The sequence below is a fragment of the Kitasatospora sp. NBC_01300 genome, from assembly GCF_041435235.1.
GTDB lineage: Bacteria > Actinomycetota > Actinomycetes > Streptomycetales > Streptomycetaceae > Kitasatospora.
The window spans coordinates 6,517,594-6,537,024 of record NZ_CP108408.1; the positions used below are offsets into that span (position 1 = coordinate 6,517,594).

A 19,431-nucleotide genomic window follows, 5' to 3' on the forward strand; every position below is an offset into this window, starting at 1 on the left:
GGCCGGTCCGTTCGTTCGGCGGGTGCCGGGAGCGCCGCGCTGGACGACCACTCCGGAGCTCTTCGGGAGATTTCTATGCACGACTCGCAGGACACGTACGGCTCGTACGACACCTACAACGGGATGGCGGCCGCCAACCTCAAGGGGGTTGTCTGGCAGAAGAGCCTGCACAGCAACTCCCAGGGGAACTGCGTCGAGTTCGCGGCCCTGCCGGGGGGCGATGTGGCGATGCGCAACTCGCGCTTCCCGGAAGGTCCGGCGCTCATCTACACCCGGGCCGAGATCGCCGCCCTGCTGCTGGGGGCCAAGGACGGGGAGTTCGACCACCTGACGGTCTGACCGGCCGCCGTCCTGCCATCGGGGGGCCGTCGTGGGTGCTGACACCGCGACGGCCTTTGTCTTTTCCGGTACAGGTCCGGGGCCGCACGACGGGCGCTCTCGCGATGGGCGTTCTCGCGGTCGACCGCGCGCAGGTGCGGCGGGTGGTCCCGCGCACGGCTGGGGGCTCGGACGTGGACGTGCGCCGGGCCGCCGGGGTGTCCGGCCGTCAGTTCGGCCGGCTCGTCCGGGGGGCGGGCCCGGGAATCGTCGTGGGAATCGTCCTGAGGGCTGAGCCGGAGCCCGTGGCACACCTGTGCCAGGCCCGTCGACCCGCCCCGCGGAGCCCGGGGTGCGGTCCTCCCGGGGCCTCCCTCGGCCGGCCGCGCGCCGCCTGGCGCTAGGCCGAGCGCCGGTGCCGTCCACCGAGTTCGGAACCGGTGGCCGGCTCCGCCTCGAACAGGGCCCAGACCACCTTGCCGCTGCCCAGCGGGTGCCAACCCCAGGAGCGGCTGAAGGACTCCACCAGGTGCAGTCCGCGGCCGGACTCGGCGACGAAGTCGGCCTCCCGGGCGACCGGGCCGGTGCAGCTCGGGTCGCTCACCGCGCAGACCACCTGGGGAGAGCGGTGGACCAGGCTTATTCGGATCGGCAGCCGGCCCTCGGGGGTCGGCTGTATGGGAAAGTCGTACTCGCCCTGGACGCCGCCCGCGGGGTCGGGCCGTGCGCCGATCGCATGCCGCAGTGCGTTGGTCACCAGCTCCGAGGCCACCAGCGCGACGTCGTCGAACAGCTCCATCAGGCCCCAGCGCTGAAGGGAGGTTCTGGCGAAGTCGCGCGCGGTTCTGACGGCTTCGAAGCGAGGAGCGAGCGTACAGGTGACCACATGGGGGTCAACCGCCAAAGCCGTACCGGTGCTCATGAAGAGCTCCTCCCATAAGGGGGCGGACACGGCTGGACCCGCCGGGGTCATGCCGGTCACCTCCGACTCGCTCGGCCGCTCGGCCGCCCCCTCGACCAGCGCGCGCGCACACGATCCCCCGGTGGCGCGGGGGAACGCTGCCGGGTCGGTGCACGGAGTCGCGCGTGGGGTCGACGCGGAGCCCGCGGGAATGCCAGGGATGTGCAGGTGCACGTGCACCATGGTGGTGTGCGCTCACTGCAGATGCAAGAGTCGATTCACGTGCAGTCGCACTATTGGCATATGCAAGCGCCGGATGCACGTGCATCCTGGTGTGTGGAGTGTGGAACTGATAGGAACATCCGTCAGTATCGGCACCGTGAGCGCTCAACTGATGGCAGACTGTGCGCTGTTTGCCCTAGGTGGAGGTTTCGACCGCATGACCACAGTTCAGCCGGGCGGCGGCTCGATGGTCCGCCGGATCCTCCTCGGTTCTCAGCTGCGTCGCCTGCGTGAGACGCGCGGCATCACGCGCGAGGACGCCGGCTACGCGATCAGGGCCTCGGAGTCCAAGATCAGCCGCATGGAACTCGGCCGCGTCAGCTTCAAGGAGCGCGACGTCGCCGACCTGCTCAGCCTCTACGGCGTGGACGACGGCCTGGAGCGGGAGGCACTGCTCGGGCTGGTCCGCGAGGCCAACAAGTCCGGCTGGTGGCACAGCTTCAACGACGTGCTGCCGGGCTGGTTCCAGACCTACGTCGGCCTGGAGGAGGCCGCCCAGCTGATCCGCACCTACGAGGTGCAGTTCATCCCCGGACTGCTGCAGTCCGAGGAGTACGCACGGGCGGTTTTCGGCCAGAGTCGGCCGGTCGTCAGCGAGGAGGAGATCGAGCGGCGGGTCAGCCTCCGCCTGCGTCGCCAGAAGCTGCTGACCGAGGGCGCCAGCCCGCGGCTGTGGGCCGTGATCGACGAGGCCGCGCTGCGCCGCCCCGTCGGCGGGCCCAAGGTGATGCGCGGCCAGGTGCAGTACCTGATCGATGTCGCCGAGCAGGCCAACGTCGTGATCCAGGTGATGCCGTTCCGATTCGGCGCGCACGCGGGGGAGTCCGGGGCGTTCACGATCCTGCGCTTCCCTGAACAGGACCTCGCGGACGTCGTCTACCTGGAGCAGCTCACCAGCGCGCTGTACCTCGACAAGCGGGACGACGTCGACGCGTACATCCAGGTCATGGAGCGGCTCTGCGTGGACAGCCTCACGCCCGAGCGGACCGTGGACCTGCTGGCCTCGATCCTCAAGGAGCGCTGAGGGGGACTCCCCGCAGAGCGTACGGGTCCGGTGATCGCTCGCCCGGACACCGAGCCGCCGTCCACCCGCCGTCAGCCGCGGGCCGGCGGCCGTTCGCGTTCCGGCGGCAGTGCCTGCGGCGGGGTGCCCAGCTCCCAGGGCAGGTCGTAGCGGCGGAACAGGTCGGCCCGGATCAGTGCCAGCGGGAGTTCGGCGCCCGGCAGCAGCACCCCGATGCAGCCGCCCATCAGCGCGCTGCGCAGCACCGCGTGCTCCGCGGCCGGGTCCGGCGCGCCCCAGTCGAGCAGCAGGCCCTGGAGGATCGCGCCGAGCTGCTGCTGTTCCGGGTCCTGGACGAAGGTGCCGGAGTCCGGGTCCAGGATCAGCGCGAGGTGCGAGCGCATCACCCGCGGATGCTCCAGGGCGAGGGTGAGGACCGCGTCGATCGCGCGGGCCAGCCGGGCCGCCGGCGTGGCGTCCGGGGTCAGCTCGGCGAGCGCGCCGGAGAGCGACTGGTGCATCATCCGGTGCGTCGCCGACTGCATCAGCAGCCGTTTCCCGTCGAAGTAGTAGGAGAGCAGCCCGCGGGCGAGCCCGGCCCGCTCGGCGATGTCGGTCAGCGTGGTGCCCGCGTATCCGTGCCGGTCGACCAGTTCGACGGTGGCTCGCATGATGCGCCGACGGGAGCGTTGCCGCATCTCCTCATTGACCGAATCCCCGCGAGGTGCCATCGTGTCTGCTCCGAACGTTCGTTGGCTCCGGGCCAATATACTGGCGGAGCCGGTAGTCGCACCGTGGGACCGCGCGCCGGTGGGCGCCGCCCGGGCGCCCGGTACGAAGACGGCCGGCTCCACCAAAACGGGGGTTTGGTGGAGCCGGCGCCATTGGTCCGACGGCGGGGGCCGGGGGCCTGCCCCGGGCGGCGGTCTACGGTCAGCGGTTGGTCAGGACTTCGGTCCGCGCCGTGCTCGACCCGACCGGGGGGTAATCGTAGTCCGGCACCGGCGCGGGAGCCGACTTCCGCCGCCGGTCGACCAGGGCGCCCGCCGCGGCGATCAGCAGGCCGAGCAGTGCGACCGCCGTGACGAACACCAGGGCCGGCCGGTAGCCGTCCAACTGCGCCTGCGGGCTGTCGCCGCCGGCACCGCCGGCGGCGATCATCGCGGTCGCGCCGGCCAGGACCACCGCGGTGCCGACCTGGATCGCGGTGTTGACCAGGCCGGAGGCCAGGCCCTGCTCCTCGTCGCCCACGCCGTCGGTGGCGGCGATGTTCACCGAGGGGAAGGCCAGCGCGAAGCCCACGCCGAGCAGCAGCATCGAGGGCAGGACCAGACCCAGGTACGAGCTGTGCTCGTCCAGCCGCAGGAACAGCGCGAACGCGCCGACCAGGGCCAGCAGGCCGATCGGCAGCAGCCGGCCGGTGCCGAAGCGGTCCACGATCGGGCCCATGAACGGTGCCGAGAGCGCGATGAACGCGCCGGCCGGCAGCAGCCCGAGGGCCATCTGCAGCGCCGACCAGCCCAGCAGGTGCTGCAGGTAGAGGGTGACGACGAACTGGAACCCGCCGTACGCGCCGGCCATGGCGAAGGCGATCACGTTGGCCCGGGCGACCGAGCCGTTGCGGAAGATGCCGAGCCGGACCAGCGGGTGGGCGGTGCGGCTCTCCACCAGCAGGAAGGCGCCGGCCAGTGCGGCGACCACGACCAGCGAGCCGACGGTGCGCAGGCTCAGCCAGCCGACGCCCTGCGCCTCGGTGACGGTGAACACCAGCAGCAGCACGGCCGCGGTGCCGGTGATCGCGCCCAGCACGTCGTAGCCGCCCTTGGCGCGCTCCTCGGCGGGGCGGGGGAGCAGCCGGACCGCGAAGAGCAGGGCGAGCAGTGCGACCGGAACCGGCATCAGGAACGTCCAGCGCCAGCCGACCGAGGTGAGCAGCCCGCTGAGCACCAGGCCGAGCGAGAAGCCGCTGGCGCCGCAGGTGGTGTAGATCGACAGCGCCCGGTTGCGGGCGGGGCCCTGGGCGAAGGTCGTGGTGATGATCGACAGGCCGGCGGGGGCGGTGAAGGCGGCGCTGACGCCCTTGAGGAAGCGGGCGGCGATCAGCAGCCCGCCGTCGTCGACCAGGCCACCGAGCAGCGAGGCGGCGGCGAAGACGCCCAGGGCGACCAGGAAGACCCGGCGGCGGCCGAGCAGGTCGGCGGCGCGGCCGCCGAGCAGCAGCAGGCCGCCGTAGCCGAGCACGTAGCCGGAGACCACCCATTGCAGGGCGGAGGTGGAGAGGTGCAGCTCGGAGCCGATGGACGGGAGGGCGACGCCGACCATGGAGACGTCCAGGGCGTCCAGGAACATGGCGGCGCAGAGCACGATCAGGGTGCCCCAGAGGCGGGGTGTCCAGCTCAGCCCGCTGGTTGACGGGGCGTCGGGTGACGTGGCGGTCGCGGTGGTCATGGGGAGGACAGTACATGCGTGTGCATTCAATGCAAATGAATAAGATGTGAACACATAATTTTACGGCGCACATGCTAGGGTGGCACCGTGGCTGATCTCGACTCCCCGGCGGAGGCCGGTCTCGTCGCGCAATGGCGCGACCTGCTGGCCCGGCATGCCGCCACGGCCTGCATGCTCGATCGCGAGCTGGGTGACAAGTGCGGCTTGGGCGTGAGCGAGTTCGAGGTGCTGGAGCGCCTGGTGGAGGGGTGCCAGGGCGGCGGTCATGCGCTGCGGGCGCAGGAGCTCGCCCACACCGTCCACCTCAGCCAGAGCGCGCTGTCCCGGGTGATCGCCCGCCTGGAGAAGGGCGGACTGGTCACCCGGGCGATGTGCGAGAGCGACCGGCGGGCCATCGTGATCACCCTGACCGGGGCCGGTCGGGAGCGGTACGAGCAGGCCAGGCCGCTCCATCGCGAGGTGCTCGAACTGACCCTCGGCGCTCCGCTCGGGCCGCTGGGCGAGCCGCCGGCAAGCTGACCCTGGCGTCAACTCGGCGGGTCGGTGGCTGGGGTGGACCTTTCCGGGGGGCTTCTCGGAGGGGCGGGGCCTTCTTGGGGGGCCTTCTCAGAGGAGCGAGGTCAGCCCTGGGGCGACGGCCAGCAGGACGGCCGCGGCAGGTGCGGCGAGGGCGACGACGGTGAGCCGCAGCCGGTGCGGCACGGACAGTCGCGGACGGCCCGCGAGCAGTCGGTCCACCCGCCGCGGGGACTGCGCCAGACCGGGCGGGCAGGAGCCGAACACCCCGCGGTCCAGGTTGAGTTCGGCCAGCGCGAGGGCGGTGGTGTGCCGGCCGTGCCGGCGCGCCGCCCGGTCGTCGGCCGCCAGCTCCACCAGCTCCTCCACCTGGGCCCGGAAGGCGCTGAACACGCCGACCCCGGGGAAACCGGAGGCGAGCGCCTGGGCGCACTGCTGGAGCCAGTGGTGCCGGGCCCGGACGTGCCCGCGCTCGTGGCTCAGGACGGCGGCCAACTCCCGTGCGGTCAGCTGCTGGAGGGCGCCGGTGGTGACCACCAGGCGGGAGTCCGGGCCGGGCAGCGACCACGCCTCCGGGCGGACGTTCTCCAGCACCACCAGCCGCTCCCGGCGACTGCGGGAGGCCGCGATGGCCTCGGGCAACTCCGGAGCACGGACGGTCAGTTGAGCATGCCGGTGGTCGCGGATCGCCTTCGCGGAACGGACTTCGCGGGTGAGCGCCAGCACCGTCTGCAGGCCGCCCGCCGCCAGCACCGCGGCGCACAGCCGGCCCCAGCCCTCGGCGTCCTGGAGGCCGTACGCGGCCTCGACGCCGTGCGGGGCGCCCGAGAACACCAGGGCGCGCAGTTCGGGCAGCGCGGCGGAGGCGGCCAGCAGCAGGCCCAGGACGCAGCACAGCAGCACGGCCACCACGAGGCACTGCCATGCCAGCAGCGCCAGCACCGGTTCGCGCTCCGCCCAGCGGGCCCGGGCCAGCAGCCGGGGCGCGACGGTCGAGAGCAGCAGTCCGAGCAGCAGCAGGCCGATCAGGGCAGTCATCGCATGGGCTCCCCGAGTACGCACGGAACGCGACAACGCGCTCCCTGCCAACCTATGCGCTGATGACGCCCGGAGGAACGGCTTTCGACCGGCCAGTGACCAACGACACGTCAGGGATGGGGTCTTGGACCGGTCCGGGCTCACATGGTCAGGAGCATGGCGAACATGCCGATGCCCATGGTGAGCCGGCAGGCCCGGGGCAGCCCGGCGGTGCCGAGTGCCACGGTCCCGGAGGGGGTGTGCAGGAGCCGGGTGCCGGCCCACAGGGAGTAGGCGCCGAAGTAGAGCAGGAGGGAGCCGGTCAGCAGCGGCGTGCCCGCGTCGGCGGCGTGGTGGTGATGGCCGGGGGCGGCGGTCATCGCGAGCGCCATGTACGTCATGGCGAGCGCGCCGATCGCGTGGTGCAGCCGGTGTGCCCGGCGGGCCGGGGCGCGTACGGCGGCGAGCAGGAAGGCGGCGGCGGGGAGGCCGAACACCCAGGCCCAGACGGTGGCCGGGACGGCGCCGCCGGTCACGGCCATGGCGGCCATGCCGAGCCCCATCAGGGCCTCGGCGGCGTCGGACTCCCGGGCGAGCAGGCGGCGGGCGCCGAAGTGGTGAGTGGTGTCGGCGGCGCAGGGGGAGCGGCGCAGCCGGGTGAGGCAGTAGGCGCCGGCGGTGGCGGTGAGGAGCGCGAGCAGCCAGCTGATCAGCGAGGGTCCGTGCAACGGCGGCCTCCCGGGGCGGCGGGGGCGGGCGGCCGGCGGTGGTGCGGCGGGGGCGGCGGCCCGCCACATCCGTCGCCCGCCGACCGCGGTCTGGACGGTCGTCCAGTCCACGATCACCGCTGTGGCCGGGGCGCGGGCAGGGCGCGCACCGGGGCGCACAGTGGTGCCGCCCGGTGTGCGGCCACCGGACACACGCTCCGCCGCCCCGGCCGGTGCTCAGCCCGCGAGCCGCCCCGAGGCGACGACCCGGCTGAGGAACCGTCGCGTCCGCTCCTCCCGCGGATCGCCGAACACCTGCTCCGGCGGCCCCTGTTCGAGCACCACCCCGTCGTCCAGGAAGCAGACCTGGTCGGCCACCTCGCGCGCGAACCCCATCTCGTGGGTGGACAGGACCATCGTCATGCCCTGCTCCTTGAGGTCGCGCACCACCGAGAGCACCTCCCCGACCAGGACCGGGTCGAGCGCCGCGGTGATCTCGTCGAGCAGCAGTAGTCGGGGCCCGGTGGCCAGCGCCCGCACGATGGCGACGCGCTGCTGCTGCCCTCCGGAGAGCCGGTCCGGGTACTCCTTCGCCTTGGCCGCCAGCCCGAGCCGGTCGAGCAGACCCAGCGCCTCCGCCTCCGCCTCGGCCCGCCCCCGTCCGTGCACCCGGCGCGGGGCGAGCGTGATGTTCTCCAGCACGGTCAGGTGCGGGAACAGGTTGTAGGACTGGAACACCACGCCGATCCGGCGGCGGACGGCGTCCTGGTCCGCGCGCGGGTCGGTGATCTCCTCCCCGTCCAGGAAGACCGCCCCGTCGTCGATCCCCTCCAGCAGGTTGACGCACCGCATCAGCGTGGACTTGCCGGAGCCGGACGCCCCGATCAGTGCCGTCACCGAGTGCTCGGGCACGGCGAACCCCACGTCGCGCAGCACCACCTGGCCGCCGAAGGTCTTGCGCACGGACTCCAGCCGGAGCACGTCCCCGCTCACACCGCACCTCCCTGGAACTGCCGACGGTTCGTCCGCGCGGTCAGCCAGTCGGCGAACCGCGTCAGCGGAATGGTCAGCACGATGAACACCAGCCCCGCCACCAGGTACGGCGTGAAGTTGAACGACCGGGACGCGATGATCTTGGCCGCGTACACCGCGTCGATCGCCCCGCCGATCGAGACCAGCCCGGTGTCCTTCTGCAGGCTGACCAGGTTGTTCAGCAGCGGCGGCACCACCCGCCGCACGGCCTGCGGGAGCACCACGTACCGCATCGCCTGCGCGTTGGTGAGCCCGAGCGACCGGGCCGCGGCCCGCTGGCTGGGGTGCACCGACTCGATGCCGGAGCGGAACACCTCCGACACGTAGGCGGAGTACGTCAGCACCAGCGCCGCCCCGCCGAGCACCAGCGGATCGGTGGTCACCCCGCCGAGCCGCAGCGCCGGCACCCCGGTGATCATCACCAGCAGGCAGATGATCATCGGCAGCCCGAGGAAGAAGTCCACGTACGCGGTGGCCAGCAGCCGCACCGGCAGGAACACCGGCCCGCGCAGCGTCCGCAGCACCGCGAGCAGCAGGCCGAACACCAGGATCAGCGCGCCGCAGCCGAGCATCAGCTCCAGGTTGAGCCGCAGCCCCTTCAGCACCTCGGGCAGCGCCTGGCGGGCGTAGTCGGCGTTGAAGAAGGTCTTCCGAGTCACCTCCCAGCCGGGGGAGTTGACGACCAGCAGGTAGAGCGCGACCGCCGTCGCCAGGGTCGACCCGGCGGCGATCAGCGCCGACCGGCGGGCCCGGCCGCGCCGGTAGGCCTCGTGCGCCAGCCGCCGTTCGGACGGGCGGTAGCCGTCGTCGCCCCCCTTGCCCCCGCCGCCGTCGCGATCCTCCCCGTCGCGACCATCTCCTTCGAGGCCCTTCCCGTCTCGGCCCTTCCCGTCTCGGCCCTTGGCGACCGACGCCGGACCGGCCGCCACCGCGTCGCCGCTCACTTGAGCACCGGTGCCGAGACGGCGTCGGAGAGCCACTGCTTCTCCAGCTTCGCGAGCGTGCCGTCGGCGCGCAGCGCGTCCACCGCGTGCGACACGCAGCCGGTCAGCTTCGAGCCCTTGTCCAGCACCAGGCCGAACTGTTCGCCCTGCGTGGCCCCCGCGAACTGGCCGACCACCTGCGCCTCCGGCACCTCGGCGCCGGTGATGTAGAAGGCCGTCGGGAGGTCCACCACGAGCGCCTCGATCTGGCCGTTCTTCAGCGCGGCCTTCGCGAGGTCGTTGGAGTCGAACACGGCCGGCTGGACGCTCGGCTTGATCGTGTTGGTGATGGTGTCGAGGCTGGTGGTGCCGACCTGCGCGCCCAGCTTGGCGCCCTTCAGGTCGGCGATGCTCTTCGCGCCCGCCGCCTTGGAGTTCTTCAGCGCGATGACGGCCTGGCGCACGTCGTAGTAGCCCGAGGAGAAGTCGACGGCCTGCTTGCGCTCGTCGCTGATGGACACCTGGTTGACGTCGAAGTCGAAGTCCTTGGCCCCTGGCGAGGTGGCCTTGCCGAACGGCGCGACCACCCAGCTGACCTTCTCCTTGGGGTAGCCCAGCTTCTCCGCCACCGCGAAGGCCACGGCGGACTCGAACCCCTTGCCGTTCTCCGGCTTGTCCTCGGTGAACCACGGGTCGTACGCGGGCTTGTCGGTGCCGACGGTCAGCGTCCCCGCCGTCCGGGTCGCCAGCGCTCCCGGCGCGCAGCTCGCGGCGGCACCGGCCGCACCCGAGGAGCCCGAGGCGGCGGCCCCGTCGGACTTGGCGTCCTGCGGCGCGCACGCGGTCAGTGCGGCGGCCGCGGCGAGCAGCGCGGCGAGGGGCAGAGCGGCGGACGGCTTGCGGATGGTCATGGCAGGGCTCCAGTGAGGAAGGGCCGGGCGGGGCAGGAGATGCGAAGGGCCGGGCTGGGCAGGGAAGGCGACGGGGCGGGCCGGAGAGCGACAGGGTTGGCCGGAGAGCGACGGGGCGGGCCGGGGCCGGCCGCGGGCCCGGCGGGTCACTTCCCCCCGGTGGCGGCGCCGGAACACACACGGCATGGTCGGCGTACGGGCCCGCGTCCGCGGCGCCCTCCGAGCCGGATCAGCGACAGCGGCGGCAGAGGCCGCGCACGCGACAGCAGGCGTGACAACAAGAGGGCGCCCGGAACAGGCCGATGTGGCACTCGGTCACCGTGATCACCGCCGGGAGCATGGCGGGAGGTTCGCACTCCGACAGCGCGTCTGTCCAGAACATCCAGAACCCTGTCCACATGGCGGACGCCCGGTCGGCGGGCCCGCGCCCCGGGGCCCCGCGCGGGCCTCGGCGGAGCCACGCCGGAGCTTTGTCGGTTGCGACCCCCTTGAACAGGAGAACCTTTCGTACTTATGGTGTCTCCGTTGAAATAACTCCTGTCGAAGTGAGTCCCCGATGCAGAATCTTTCGCCAAGGCTCGCTGCGGCGGCCGACGCCCCGGTCTCGACCCTCGCCGGCCACCCGGCCTGGCTGCGCCTGAAGGAGGCCGTCGAGACGCTGCGCCCGCTGCAGTCCAAGGACGGCTCGATCGATCTGTCCGCCGTCCAGCGGCACACCGTCGACCCGCTGGTGGCCACCGTCCGCGGCGCCGTCGAGGAGCTCGCCCCGCTGTTCCCGCACGACGCCGCCTACCTGGCCGCCGTCGACGCGGACCTGGCCAAGTGGGCCGACACCGGCTACCGGGAGCCCGACTTCCTGGACTCGCTGCTCGCCTTCCACCCCGCCGACCAGCGCGAGGACGGCCTGGAGCACCTCGTCGTCTTCCCGATGTACACGCAGAACGGCAACCCGAACCGCAACCTGGAAGCCGTCCTGCTGAGCGTCGTGTGGCCCGATTGGCTGGCCGAGCTGGAGCGGACCCGCTTCGACAACCCGATGTTCGTGCCGATCACCTTCACCGACTTCACGGCCGGCTACGACACCAACTCCGCCGTCCTCTTCCCCGAGACGGTCGCCGTGCGCAAGGCGCCGGAACGTTTCACCTGGGGCGGCATCTTCTGCGACCGCGAGGCCGCCCGCTTCCGCGCCGTCACCACCAGCGCCGTCCAGCAGCTCGGCCTGGAGATCCCGGCCGACGCCGAGGGCCTGCTCAAGGACCAGGACCGCGCGCAGGAGACCTTCGTCCTGTGGGACCTCGTCCACGACCGCACCCACAGCCACGGCGACCTGCCGTTCGACCCCTTCATGATCAAGCAGCGCAGCCCGTTCTGGATGTACGGCCTGGAGGAGCTCCGCTGCGACCTCACCACCTTCAAGGAGGCGGTGAAGCTGGAGGCCGAGGGCAACGAGCACGCCCGCGACGTCCAGTACGCGATCCTCTTCGACCGCCTGTTCCGCTTCCCGGTCAGCGGCGACCGCGTCCGCAACTACGACGGCATGGGCGGCCAGCTGCTCTTCGCCTACCTGCACAAGCACGACGCGCTGCGCTGGCGCGACAACCGCCTCAGCATCGACTGGGACCGGGCCCCGCAGGTCACCAACGAGCTCTGCGCCGAGATCGAGACCCTCTACCGCGACGGCATCGACCGGCCCAAGCCGGCCCACTGGATCGCCGCCTACCAGCTGGTCTCCCGCTACCTCACCCCGCACCCCGCCTCCACCTGGGCGAAGGGCCCCGAGGCGCTGCCGCTCGACATCACCGACGGCAAGGCCCTCAACAAGGCGCTGTGCGACGCGGTGCTCCCGGACGAGTTCCCGCTGAGCATGTTCTACGAGGCCCTGTCCAAGAAGCTCGGCGGCGTCATCGCCGCCACCGCCGGCATCACCGGCACCGGTATCCAGGGAGCCGCCGCGTGACCACGACCACCAAGTCCCCGCTGACCGGCAAGGTCATCGCCGTCGCCGGAGCCAGCGGCCCGGCCGGCCAGGCGGTGCTGCGCCGCCTCACCGCCGACGGCGCCACCGTGATCGGTGCCGACATCGACGCCCAGCGCCTCGAATCCGCGCTGGACGCCACCCGCATCGCCGTGCGCGGGGCCAAGGTCAGCGGACAGGTGATCGACCTGCTCGACCCGCAGGAGGTCCACGACTGGGCCGACCACCTGGAGGCCGAGCACGGCCACGTCGACGGCCTGTTCCACCTGGTCGGCGGCTGGCGCGGCAGCAAGACCTTCTTCGACACCCGCCTGGACGACTGGGACTTCCTGCACGACACCGTCGTGCGGACCCTCCAGCACACCTCGCTGGCCTTCCAGCCCGCCCTGGTCCGCAGCACCGCCGGCCGCTACGCGATGATCTCCGCCGCCGCCGCCCACAAGCCCACCGCCGGCGGCGCCGCCTACGCGGCCGCCAAGGCCGCCACCGAGGCCTGGACCCTCTCCATGGCGGACTCCTTCAAGAAGGAGACCACCGCCCCCGACGGCGAGCCCACCGCGGCGGCTGCCATCCTGGTCATCAAGGCGCTGGTCAGCCCCGAAATGCGGGCCGAGAAGCCGGAGGCGAAGTTCGCCGGCTTCACGGACACCGCCGACCTCGCCGGACACCTGGCGGGCCTCTGGGACCGCCCCGCAGCAGAACTGAACGGACAGCACCTGTGGCTGACAGCCCGATGACCGACCTCACCCGTACGGACGCGGTACGGCGGCACGACCCCGCCGTCCGCGGCTTCGCCAGCGACAACTACGCCGGCGTGCACCCGGAGATCCTCGCCGCGATAGCCCTCGCCAACGGCGGCCACCAGATCGCCTACGGCGAGGACGACTACACGGCCCACCTCCAGGACGTCTTCCGCCGCCACTTCGGCGACAAGGCCGAGGCCTACCCCGTCTTCAACGGCACCGGCGCCAACGTGGTCGCCCTCCAGGCGCTGCTCCCGCGCTGGGGCGCCGTGGTCGCCGCCGAATCCGCCCACATCAACGTGGACGAGGGCGGCGCCCCGGAGAAGATGGGCGGCATCAAGCTGCTCACCGTCCCCACCCCGGACGGCAAGCTCACCCCCGAGCTGCTCGACCAGCAGGCCTGGGGCTTCGGCGACGAGCACCGCGCGCAGCCGCTCGCGGTCTCCATCACCCAGAGCACCGAGCTCGGCACCCTCTACACCGCCGACGAGATCCGCGCGATCACCGAGCACGCCCACCAGCTCGGCATGCTCGTCCACGTCGACGGCTCCCGCCTGGCCAACGCCGCCGCGGCACTCGGCCTGCCGCTGCGCGCCTTCACCACGGACGTGGGCGTCGACGTGCTGTCCTTCGGCGGTACGAAGAACGGCCTGCTGTTCGGCGAGGTCGTGGTGGTGCTCAACCCCGAGCGGGTGCGGAACATCAAGTTCCTGCGCAAGACCTCGATGCAGCTCGCCTCGAAGATGCGCTTCCTCTCCGTCCAGTTCGAGGCGCTGCTCTCCGGCGACCTCTATCTGCGCAATGCCGGGCACGCCAATGCGATGGCCAGCCGGCTGGAGGCGGCCGTCCGCGGGATCGACGGCGTCGAGATCGTGCGCCCGGTCCAGGCGAACGCGGTGTTCGCGATCCTCCCGCGCGAGGTGAGCGAGCGGCTGCAGAAGCACTACCGCTTCTACTTCTGGAACGAGCACACCGGCGAGGTGCGCTGGATGTGCTCGTACGACACCACGGAGGCCGACATCGACGGCTTCGTGGCGGCCATCGCCGAGGAGATGGGCCGCGTCTGACGGCGCCTGAACATCGGATCGCCCCTGCCCGGGACCCCGGGCAGGGGCGATTTGCATGTGGCGGTCCTGTCCCCGTACAGTTCCGGAGTCGCCGCGAGAGAGCGGGGGCAAGTGGAAAGCGAATTCCGATGAATGAAACTCCGGAAAACGGAGCGGAAAACATCTGATAAGCTTGAAACACGAAAGAACGAAGCGCCCGGAGGGCCCGCTGGAAGGCGGTCCGAAGGAAGTGTCCGTTCCTTGAGAACTCAACAGCGTGCCAAAAGTCAACGCCAGATATGTTGACATCCCCGGCCTCGATCGTCTGATCGGGGTTGGAGATTCCTTTTGAAGTAAAACACTAGCGAGGACGCAGTGCGCGGGACCGCCCTATTCCGGTGGTTGCCGTGCCGCTCAACGCGAGTGCCACCCAGTGCTTTTCATTAGGCACTGCGGGTAGACATTCACGGAGAGTTTGATCCTGGCTCAGGACGAACGCTGGCGGCGTGCTTAACACATGCAAGTCGAACGGTGAAGCCCTTCGGGGTGGATCAGTGGCGAACGGGTGAGTAACACGTGGGCAATCTGCCCTGCACTCTGGGACAAGCCCTGGAAACGGGGTCTAATACCGGATATGACCTTCCTCCGCATGGGGGTTGGTGTAAAGCTCCGGCGGTGCAGGATGAGCCCGCGGCCTATCAGCTTGTTGGTGGGGTAATGGCCTACCAAGGCGACGACGGGTAGCCGGCCTGAGAGGGCGACCGGCCACACTGGGACTGAGACACGGCCCAGACTCCTACGGGAGGCAGCAGTGGGGAATATTGCACAATGGGCGAAAGCCTGATGCAGCGACGCCGCGTGAGGGATGACGGCCTTCGGGTTGTAAACCTCTTTCAGCAGGGAAGAAGCGCAAGTGACGGTACCTGCAGAAGAAGCACCGGCTAACTACGTGCCAGCAGCCGCGGTAATACGTAGGGTGCGAGCGTTGTCCGGAATTATTGGGCGTAAAGAGCTCGTAGGCGGCCTGTCGCGTCGGATGTGAAAGCCCGGGGCTTAACCCCGGGTCTGCATTCGATACGGGCAGGCTAGAGTGTGGTAGGGGAGATCGGAATTCCTGGTGTAGCGGTGAAATGCGCAGATATCAGGAGGAACACCGGTGGCGAAGGCGGATCTCTGGGCCATTACTGACGCTGAGGAGCGAAAGCGTGGGGAGCGAACAGGATTAGATACCCTGGTAGTCCACGCCGTAAACGTTGGGAACTAGGTGTTGGCGACATTCCACGTCGTCGGTGCCGCAGCTAACGCATTAAGTTCCCCGCCTGGGGAGTACGGCCGCAAGGCTAAAACTCAAAGGAATTGACGGGGGCCCGCACAAGCAGCGGAGCATGTGGCTTAATTCGACGCAACGCGAAGAACCTTACCAAGGCTTGACATATGCCGGAAACGGCCAGAGATGGTCGCCCCCTTGTGGTCGGTATACAGGTGGTGCATGGTTGTCGTCAGCTCGTGTCGTGAGATGTTGGGTTAAGTCCCGCAACGAGCGCAACCCTTATTCTGTGTTGCCAGCATGCCTTTCGGGGTGATGGGGACTCACAGGAGACTGCCGGGGTCAACTCGGAGGAAGGTGGGGACGACGTCAAATCATCATGCCCCTTATGTCTTGGGCTGCACACGTGCTACAATGGTCGGTACAAAGGGCTGCGATGCCGCGAGGCGGAGCGAATCCCAAAAAGCCGGCCTCAGTTCGGATTGGGGTCTGCAACTCGACCCCATGAAGTTGGAGTTGCTAGTAATCGCAGATCAGCATGCTGCGGTGAATACGTTCCCGGGCCTTGTACACACCGCCCGTCACGTCACGAAAGTCGGTAACACCCGAAGCCGGTGGCCTAACCCGTAAGGGGAGGAGCCGTCGAAGGTGGGACCAGCGATTGGGACGAAGTCGTAACAAGGTAGCCGTACCGGAAGGTGCGGCTGGATCACCTCCTTTCTAAGGAGCACATGGCCGGTTGCAGGCGAATGTTCTGCACGGTCGCTCATGGGTGGAACGTTGACTATTCGGCACACTGGGTTGGCATCCGTTAGTACTGCTTCGGCGTGGAAGACGGATTGTTGATCGGGTGTGTCGGGCACGTTGTTGGGTCCTGAGGGAATGGCCGTAAGGCTGTTTCTTCTAGGAAGCCGGCCTCATCTGATGCGCTCCTTGGGGGTGTTGAGGGTGTGTGACTGGTCGTTGTTTGAGAACTGCACAGTGGACGCGAGCATCTGTGGCCAAGTTTTTAAGGGCGCACGGTGGATGCCTTGGCACCAGGAACCGATGAAGGACGTGGGAGGCCACGATAGTCCCCGGGGAGCCGTCAACCAGGCTTTGATCCGGGGGTTTCCGAATGGGGAAACCCGGCAGTCGTCATGGGCTGTCACCCGCTGCTGAACACATAGGCAGTGTGGAGGGAACGCGGGGAAGTGAAACATCTCAGTACCCGCAGGAAGAGAAAACAACCGTGATTCCGGGAGTAGTGGCGAGCGAAACCGGATGAGGCTAAACCGTGATGGTGTGAGACCCGGCAGGGGTTGCCATCACGGGGTCGTGGGATTTTTCTTGATCGGTCTGCCGGCCGGTCGGCGAGTCAGAAACCGTATGGGTAGTCGAAGGACATGCGAAAGGTCCGGCGTAGAGGGTAAGACCCCCGTAGACGAAATCTGTACGGCTCGTTTGAGAAACTCCCAAGTAGCACGGGGCCCGAGAAATCCCGTGTGAATCTGGCGGGACCACCCGCTAAGCCTAAATATTCCCTGGTGACCGATAGCGGATAGTACCGTGAGGGAATGGTGAAAAGTACCGCGGGAGCGGAGTGAAATAGTACCTGAAACCGTGTGCCTACAAGCCGTGGGAGCGTCGTTCATCAGCTTGCTGGTGGGCCGTGACTGCGTGCCTTTTGAAGAATGAGCCTGCGAGTTTGCGGTGTGTAGCGAGGTTAACCCGTGTGGGGTAGCCGTAGCGAAAGCGAGTCCGAATAGGGCGTCTGAGTTGCATGCCCAAGACCCGAAGCGGAGTGATCTAGCCATGGGCAGGTTGAAGCGCGGGTAAGACCGTGTGGAGGACCGAACCCACCAGGGTTGAAAACCTGGGGGATGACCTGTGGTTAGGGGTGAAAGGCCAATCAAACTCCGTTATAGCTGGTTCTCCCCGAAATGCATTTAGGTGCAGCGTCACGTGTTTCTTGCCGGAGGTAGAGCACTGGATAGGCGATGGGCCTTACCGGGTTACTGACCTTAGCCAAACTCCGAATGCCGGTAAGTGAGAGCGTGGCAGTGAGACTGTGGGGGATAAGCTCCATGGTCGAGAGGGAAACAGCCCAGAACACCGACTAAGGTCCCTAAGCGTGTGCTAAGTGGGAAAGGATGTGGAGTCGCAGAGACAACCAGGAGGTTGGCTTAGAAGCAGCCACCCTTGAAAGAGTGCGTAATAGCTCACTGGTCAAGTGATTCCGCGCCGACAATGTAGCGGGGCTCAAGCACATCACCGAAGTCGTGTCATTGCAGCAATAGGGCCAACGCCTGCTGTGATGGGTAGGGGAGCGTCGTGTGCCGGGTGAAGCGGCGGTGGAAACCAGTCGTGGACGGTATACGAGTGAGAATGCAGGCATGAGTAGCGATACAAGAGTGGGAAACTCTTGCGCCGATTGACCAAGGGTTCCTGGGTCAAGCTGATCTGCCCAGGGTAAGTCGGGACCTAAGGCGAGGCCGACAGGCGTAGTCGATGGACAACGGGTTGATATTCCCGTACCCGCTTTGAAGCGCCAACGCTGAACCAGGTGATGCTAAGGCCGTGAAGCCGGCCCGGAGTCTTCGGACAAAGGGACGTGGTGGAGCCGCTGAACCAAGTCTGTAGTAGGTGAGCGATGGGGTGACGCAGGAAGGTAGTCCAGCCCGGGCGGTGGTTGTCCCGGGGTAAGGGTGTAGGACGAACGGTAGGCAAATCCGCCGTTCACATAGTCTGAGACCTGATGCCGAGCCGATTGTGGTGAAGTGGATGATCCTATGCTGTCGAGAAAAGCCTCTAGCGAGTTTCATGGCGGCCCGTACCCCAAACCGACTCAGGTGGTCAGGTAGAGAATACCGAGGCGTTCGGGTGAACTATGGTTAAGGAACTCGGCAAAATGCCCCCGTAACTTCGGGAAAAGGGGGGCCATTCCTGGTGACGGCATTTGCTGCCAGAGCTGGGGGTGGCCGCAGAGACCAGCGAGAAGCGACTGTTTACTAAAAACACAGGTCCGTGCGAAGCCGTAAGGCGATGTATACGGACTGACGCCTGCCCGGTGCTGGAACGTTAAGGGGACCGGTTAGCTTGGATTCGTCCAGGCGAAGCTGAGAACTTAAGCGCCAGTAAACGGCGGTGGTAACTATAACCATCCTAAGGTAGCGAAATTCCTTGTCGGGTAAGTTCCGACCTGCACGAATGGCGTAACGACTTCTCGACTGTCTCAACCATAGGCCCGGTGAAATTGCATTACGAGTAAAGATGCTCGTTTCGCGCAGCAGGACGGAAAGACCCCGGGACCTTTACTATAGCTTGATATTGGTGTTCGGTTCGGCTTGTGTAGGATAGGTGGGAGACTTTGAAGCAGCAACGCCAGTTGTTGTGGAGTCGTCGTTGAAATACCACTCTGGTCGTGCTGGATGTCTAACCTGGGTCCGTGATCCGGATCAGGGACAGTGTCTGGTGGGTAGTTTAACTGGGGCGGTTGCCTCCTAAAGAGTAACGGAGGCGCCCAAAGGTTCCCTCAGCCTGGTTGGCAATCAGGTGTTGAGTGTAAGTGCACAAGGGAGCTTGACTGTGAGACTGACGGGTCGAGCAGGTACGAAAGTAGGGACTAGTGATCCGGCGGTGGCTTGTGGAAGCGCCGTCGCTCAACGGATAAAAGGTACCCCGGGGATAACAGGCTGATCTTCCCCAAGAGTCCATATCGACGGGATGGTTTGGCACCTCGATGTCGGCTCGTCGCATCCTGGGGCTGGAGTAGGTCCCAAGGGTTGGGCTGTTCGCCCATTAAAGCGGTACGCGAGCTGGGTTTAGAACGTCGTGAGACAGTTCGGTCCCTATCCGCTGTGCGCGTAGGAGTGTTGAGAAGGGCTGTCCCTAGTACGAGAGGACCGGGACGGACGAACCTCTGGTGTGCCAGTTGTCCTGCCAAGGGCATGGCTGGTTGGCTACGTTCGGGAGGGATAACCGCTGAAAGCATCTAAGCGGGAAGCCTGCTTCGAGATGAGCACTCCCACCTCCTTGAGAGGGTAAGGCTCCCAGTAGACGACTGGGTTGATAGGCCGGATATGGAAGCCCTGTGAGGGGTGGAGTTGACCGGTACTAATAGGCCGAGGGCTTGTCCTCAGTTGCTCGCGTCCACTGTGTTGTTCTGAAACAACGACCCCAGCCCTGCCACGGGTTGGTGCGGTTGACAGTTTCATAGTGTTTCGGTGGTCATAGCGTGAGGGAAACGCCCGGTTACATTCCGAACCCGGAAGCTAAGCCTTACAGCGCCGATGGTACTGCAGGGGGGACCCTGTGGGAGAGTAGGACGCCGCCGAACAATCATTCACAGAGAACCCTCATC

14 protein-coding genes and 3 rRNA genes are annotated in these 19,431 nt (G+C 68.0%); 9 read left to right on the top strand and 8 right to left on the bottom strand.

The window, feature by feature from the left end; genetic code table 11:
* Positions 1-75: 75 nt before the first annotated feature.
* Positions 76-339 (top strand): DUF397 domain-containing protein, encoded by a 264-nt coding sequence (locus OG556_RS28500; protein WP_371521059.1) that lies wholly within the window; start codon positions 76-78, stop codon positions 337-339.
* A 379-nt stretch (positions 340-718) separates the two neighbouring features.
* On the opposite strand, the gene OG556_RS28505 is transcribed toward OG556_RS28500, so the two are convergent.
* The gene (locus OG556_RS28505) at positions 719-1,240 is read right to left on the bottom strand and encodes an ATP-binding protein (RefSeq protein ID WP_371521062.1); all 522 of its coding nucleotides are present in this window, start codon (positions 1,238-1,240) and stop codon (positions 719-721) included.
* 418 nt (positions 1,241-1,658) lie between these two features.
* On the opposite strand from OG556_RS28505, the gene OG556_RS28510 reads away from it, so the two are divergent.
* On the top strand, positions 1,659-2,525 hold the full coding sequence (locus tag OG556_RS28510; RefSeq protein ID WP_063350131.1) for a helix-turn-helix transcriptional regulator: 867 nt from the start codon (positions 1,659-1,661) through the stop codon (positions 2,523-2,525).
* Positions 2,526-2,596: 71 nt separating this feature from the next.
* On the opposite strand, the gene OG556_RS28515 is transcribed toward OG556_RS28510, so the two are convergent.
* Positions 2,597-3,175, bottom strand: coding sequence for a TetR/AcrR family transcriptional regulator (locus OG556_RS28515; protein ID WP_371521065.1), 579 nt, complete (start codon positions 3,173-3,175; stop codon positions 2,597-2,599).
* A 262-nt stretch (positions 3,176-3,437) separates the two neighbouring features.
* On the bottom strand, positions 3,438-4,952 hold the full coding sequence (locus tag OG556_RS28520) for an MFS transporter (protein WP_371521067.1): 1,515 nt from the start codon (positions 4,950-4,952) through the stop codon (positions 3,438-3,440).
* Positions 4,953-5,039: 87 nt separating this feature from the next.
* Between OG556_RS28520 and OG556_RS28525 the strand changes: the two genes are divergently transcribed.
* Positions 5,040-5,471: a MarR family winged helix-turn-helix transcriptional regulator gene (locus tag OG556_RS28525; protein ID WP_371521070.1), complete on the top strand. Its 432-nt coding sequence runs from the start codon at positions 5,040-5,042 to the stop codon at positions 5,469-5,471.
* A gap of 87 nt (positions 5,472-5,558) precedes the next feature.
* Here OG556_RS28525 and OG556_RS28530 read toward each other — a convergent pair whose 3' ends face one another.
* The 5 genes from OG556_RS28530 to OG556_RS28550 form a co-directional block, all read right to left on the bottom strand.
* The gene (locus OG556_RS28530) at positions 5,559-6,506 is read right to left on the bottom strand and encodes a M56 family metallopeptidase (RefSeq protein ID WP_371521073.1); all 948 of its coding nucleotides are present in this window, start codon (positions 6,504-6,506) and stop codon (positions 5,559-5,561) included.
* 140 nt (positions 6,507-6,646) lie between these two features.
* Entirely contained in the window at positions 6,647-7,324 is a 678-nt protein-coding gene (locus tag OG556_RS28535) for a DUF5134 domain-containing protein (RefSeq protein ID WP_371521076.1), read from the bottom strand.
* 105 nt (positions 7,325-7,429) lie between these two features.
* On the bottom strand, positions 7,430-8,185 hold the full coding sequence (locus OG556_RS28540) for an amino acid ABC transporter ATP-binding protein (protein WP_063350137.1): 756 nt from the start codon (positions 8,183-8,185) through the stop codon (positions 7,430-7,432).
* Complete coding sequence (locus OG556_RS28545; protein ID WP_371522953.1) at positions 8,182-9,003, bottom strand: amino acid ABC transporter permease; 822 nt, start codon at positions 9,001-9,003, stop codon at positions 8,182-8,184. Before OG556_RS28545 ends, OG556_RS28540 begins: the two co-directional genes overlap by 4 nt.
* A 161-nt stretch (positions 9,004-9,164) precedes the next feature.
* Complete coding sequence (locus OG556_RS28550) at positions 9,165-10,058, bottom strand: ABC transporter substrate-binding protein (RefSeq protein ID WP_371521079.1); 894 nt, start codon at positions 10,056-10,058, stop codon at positions 9,165-9,167.
* 556 nt (positions 10,059-10,614) lie between these two features.
* Between OG556_RS28550 and OG556_RS28555 the strand changes: the two genes are divergently transcribed.
* From OG556_RS28555 to rrf, 6 genes are all read left to right on the top strand, one after another.
* Positions 10,615-12,015, top strand: a complete 1,401-nt coding sequence (locus OG556_RS28555; RefSeq protein ID WP_371521081.1) for a DUF6421 family protein — start codon at positions 10,615-10,617, stop codon at positions 12,013-12,015.
* On the top strand, positions 12,012-12,770 hold the full coding sequence (locus tag OG556_RS28560; protein WP_371521084.1) for an SDR family NAD(P)-dependent oxidoreductase: 759 nt from the start codon (positions 12,012-12,014) through the stop codon (positions 12,768-12,770). The genes OG556_RS28555 and OG556_RS28560 overlap by 4 nt, the downstream gene beginning before the upstream one ends.
* Positions 12,767-13,843 carry a low specificity L-threonine aldolase gene (locus OG556_RS28565; RefSeq protein WP_350875705.1) on the top strand — a complete coding sequence of 359 codons (1,077 nt, stop codon included), beginning with the start codon at positions 12,767-12,769 and terminating at the stop codon, positions 13,841-13,843. Before OG556_RS28560 ends, OG556_RS28565 begins: the two co-directional genes overlap by 4 nt.
* Before the next feature lie 442 nt (positions 13,844-14,285).
* Positions 14,286-15,809: ribosomal RNA gene (locus OG556_RS28570) — 16S ribosomal RNA — on the top strand.
* Positions 15,810-16,088: 279 nt separating this feature from the next.
* Positions 16,089-19,208: ribosomal RNA gene (locus OG556_RS28575) — 23S ribosomal RNA — on the top strand.
* 82 nt (positions 19,209-19,290) lie between these two features.
* A 5S ribosomal RNA gene (gene rrf, locus OG556_RS28580) occupies positions 19,291-19,407 on the top strand.
* Together the 16S, 23S and 5S rRNA genes form the textbook arrangement of a ribosomal RNA operon.
* The last annotated feature ends 24 nt before the right edge of the window (positions 19,408-19,431 follow it).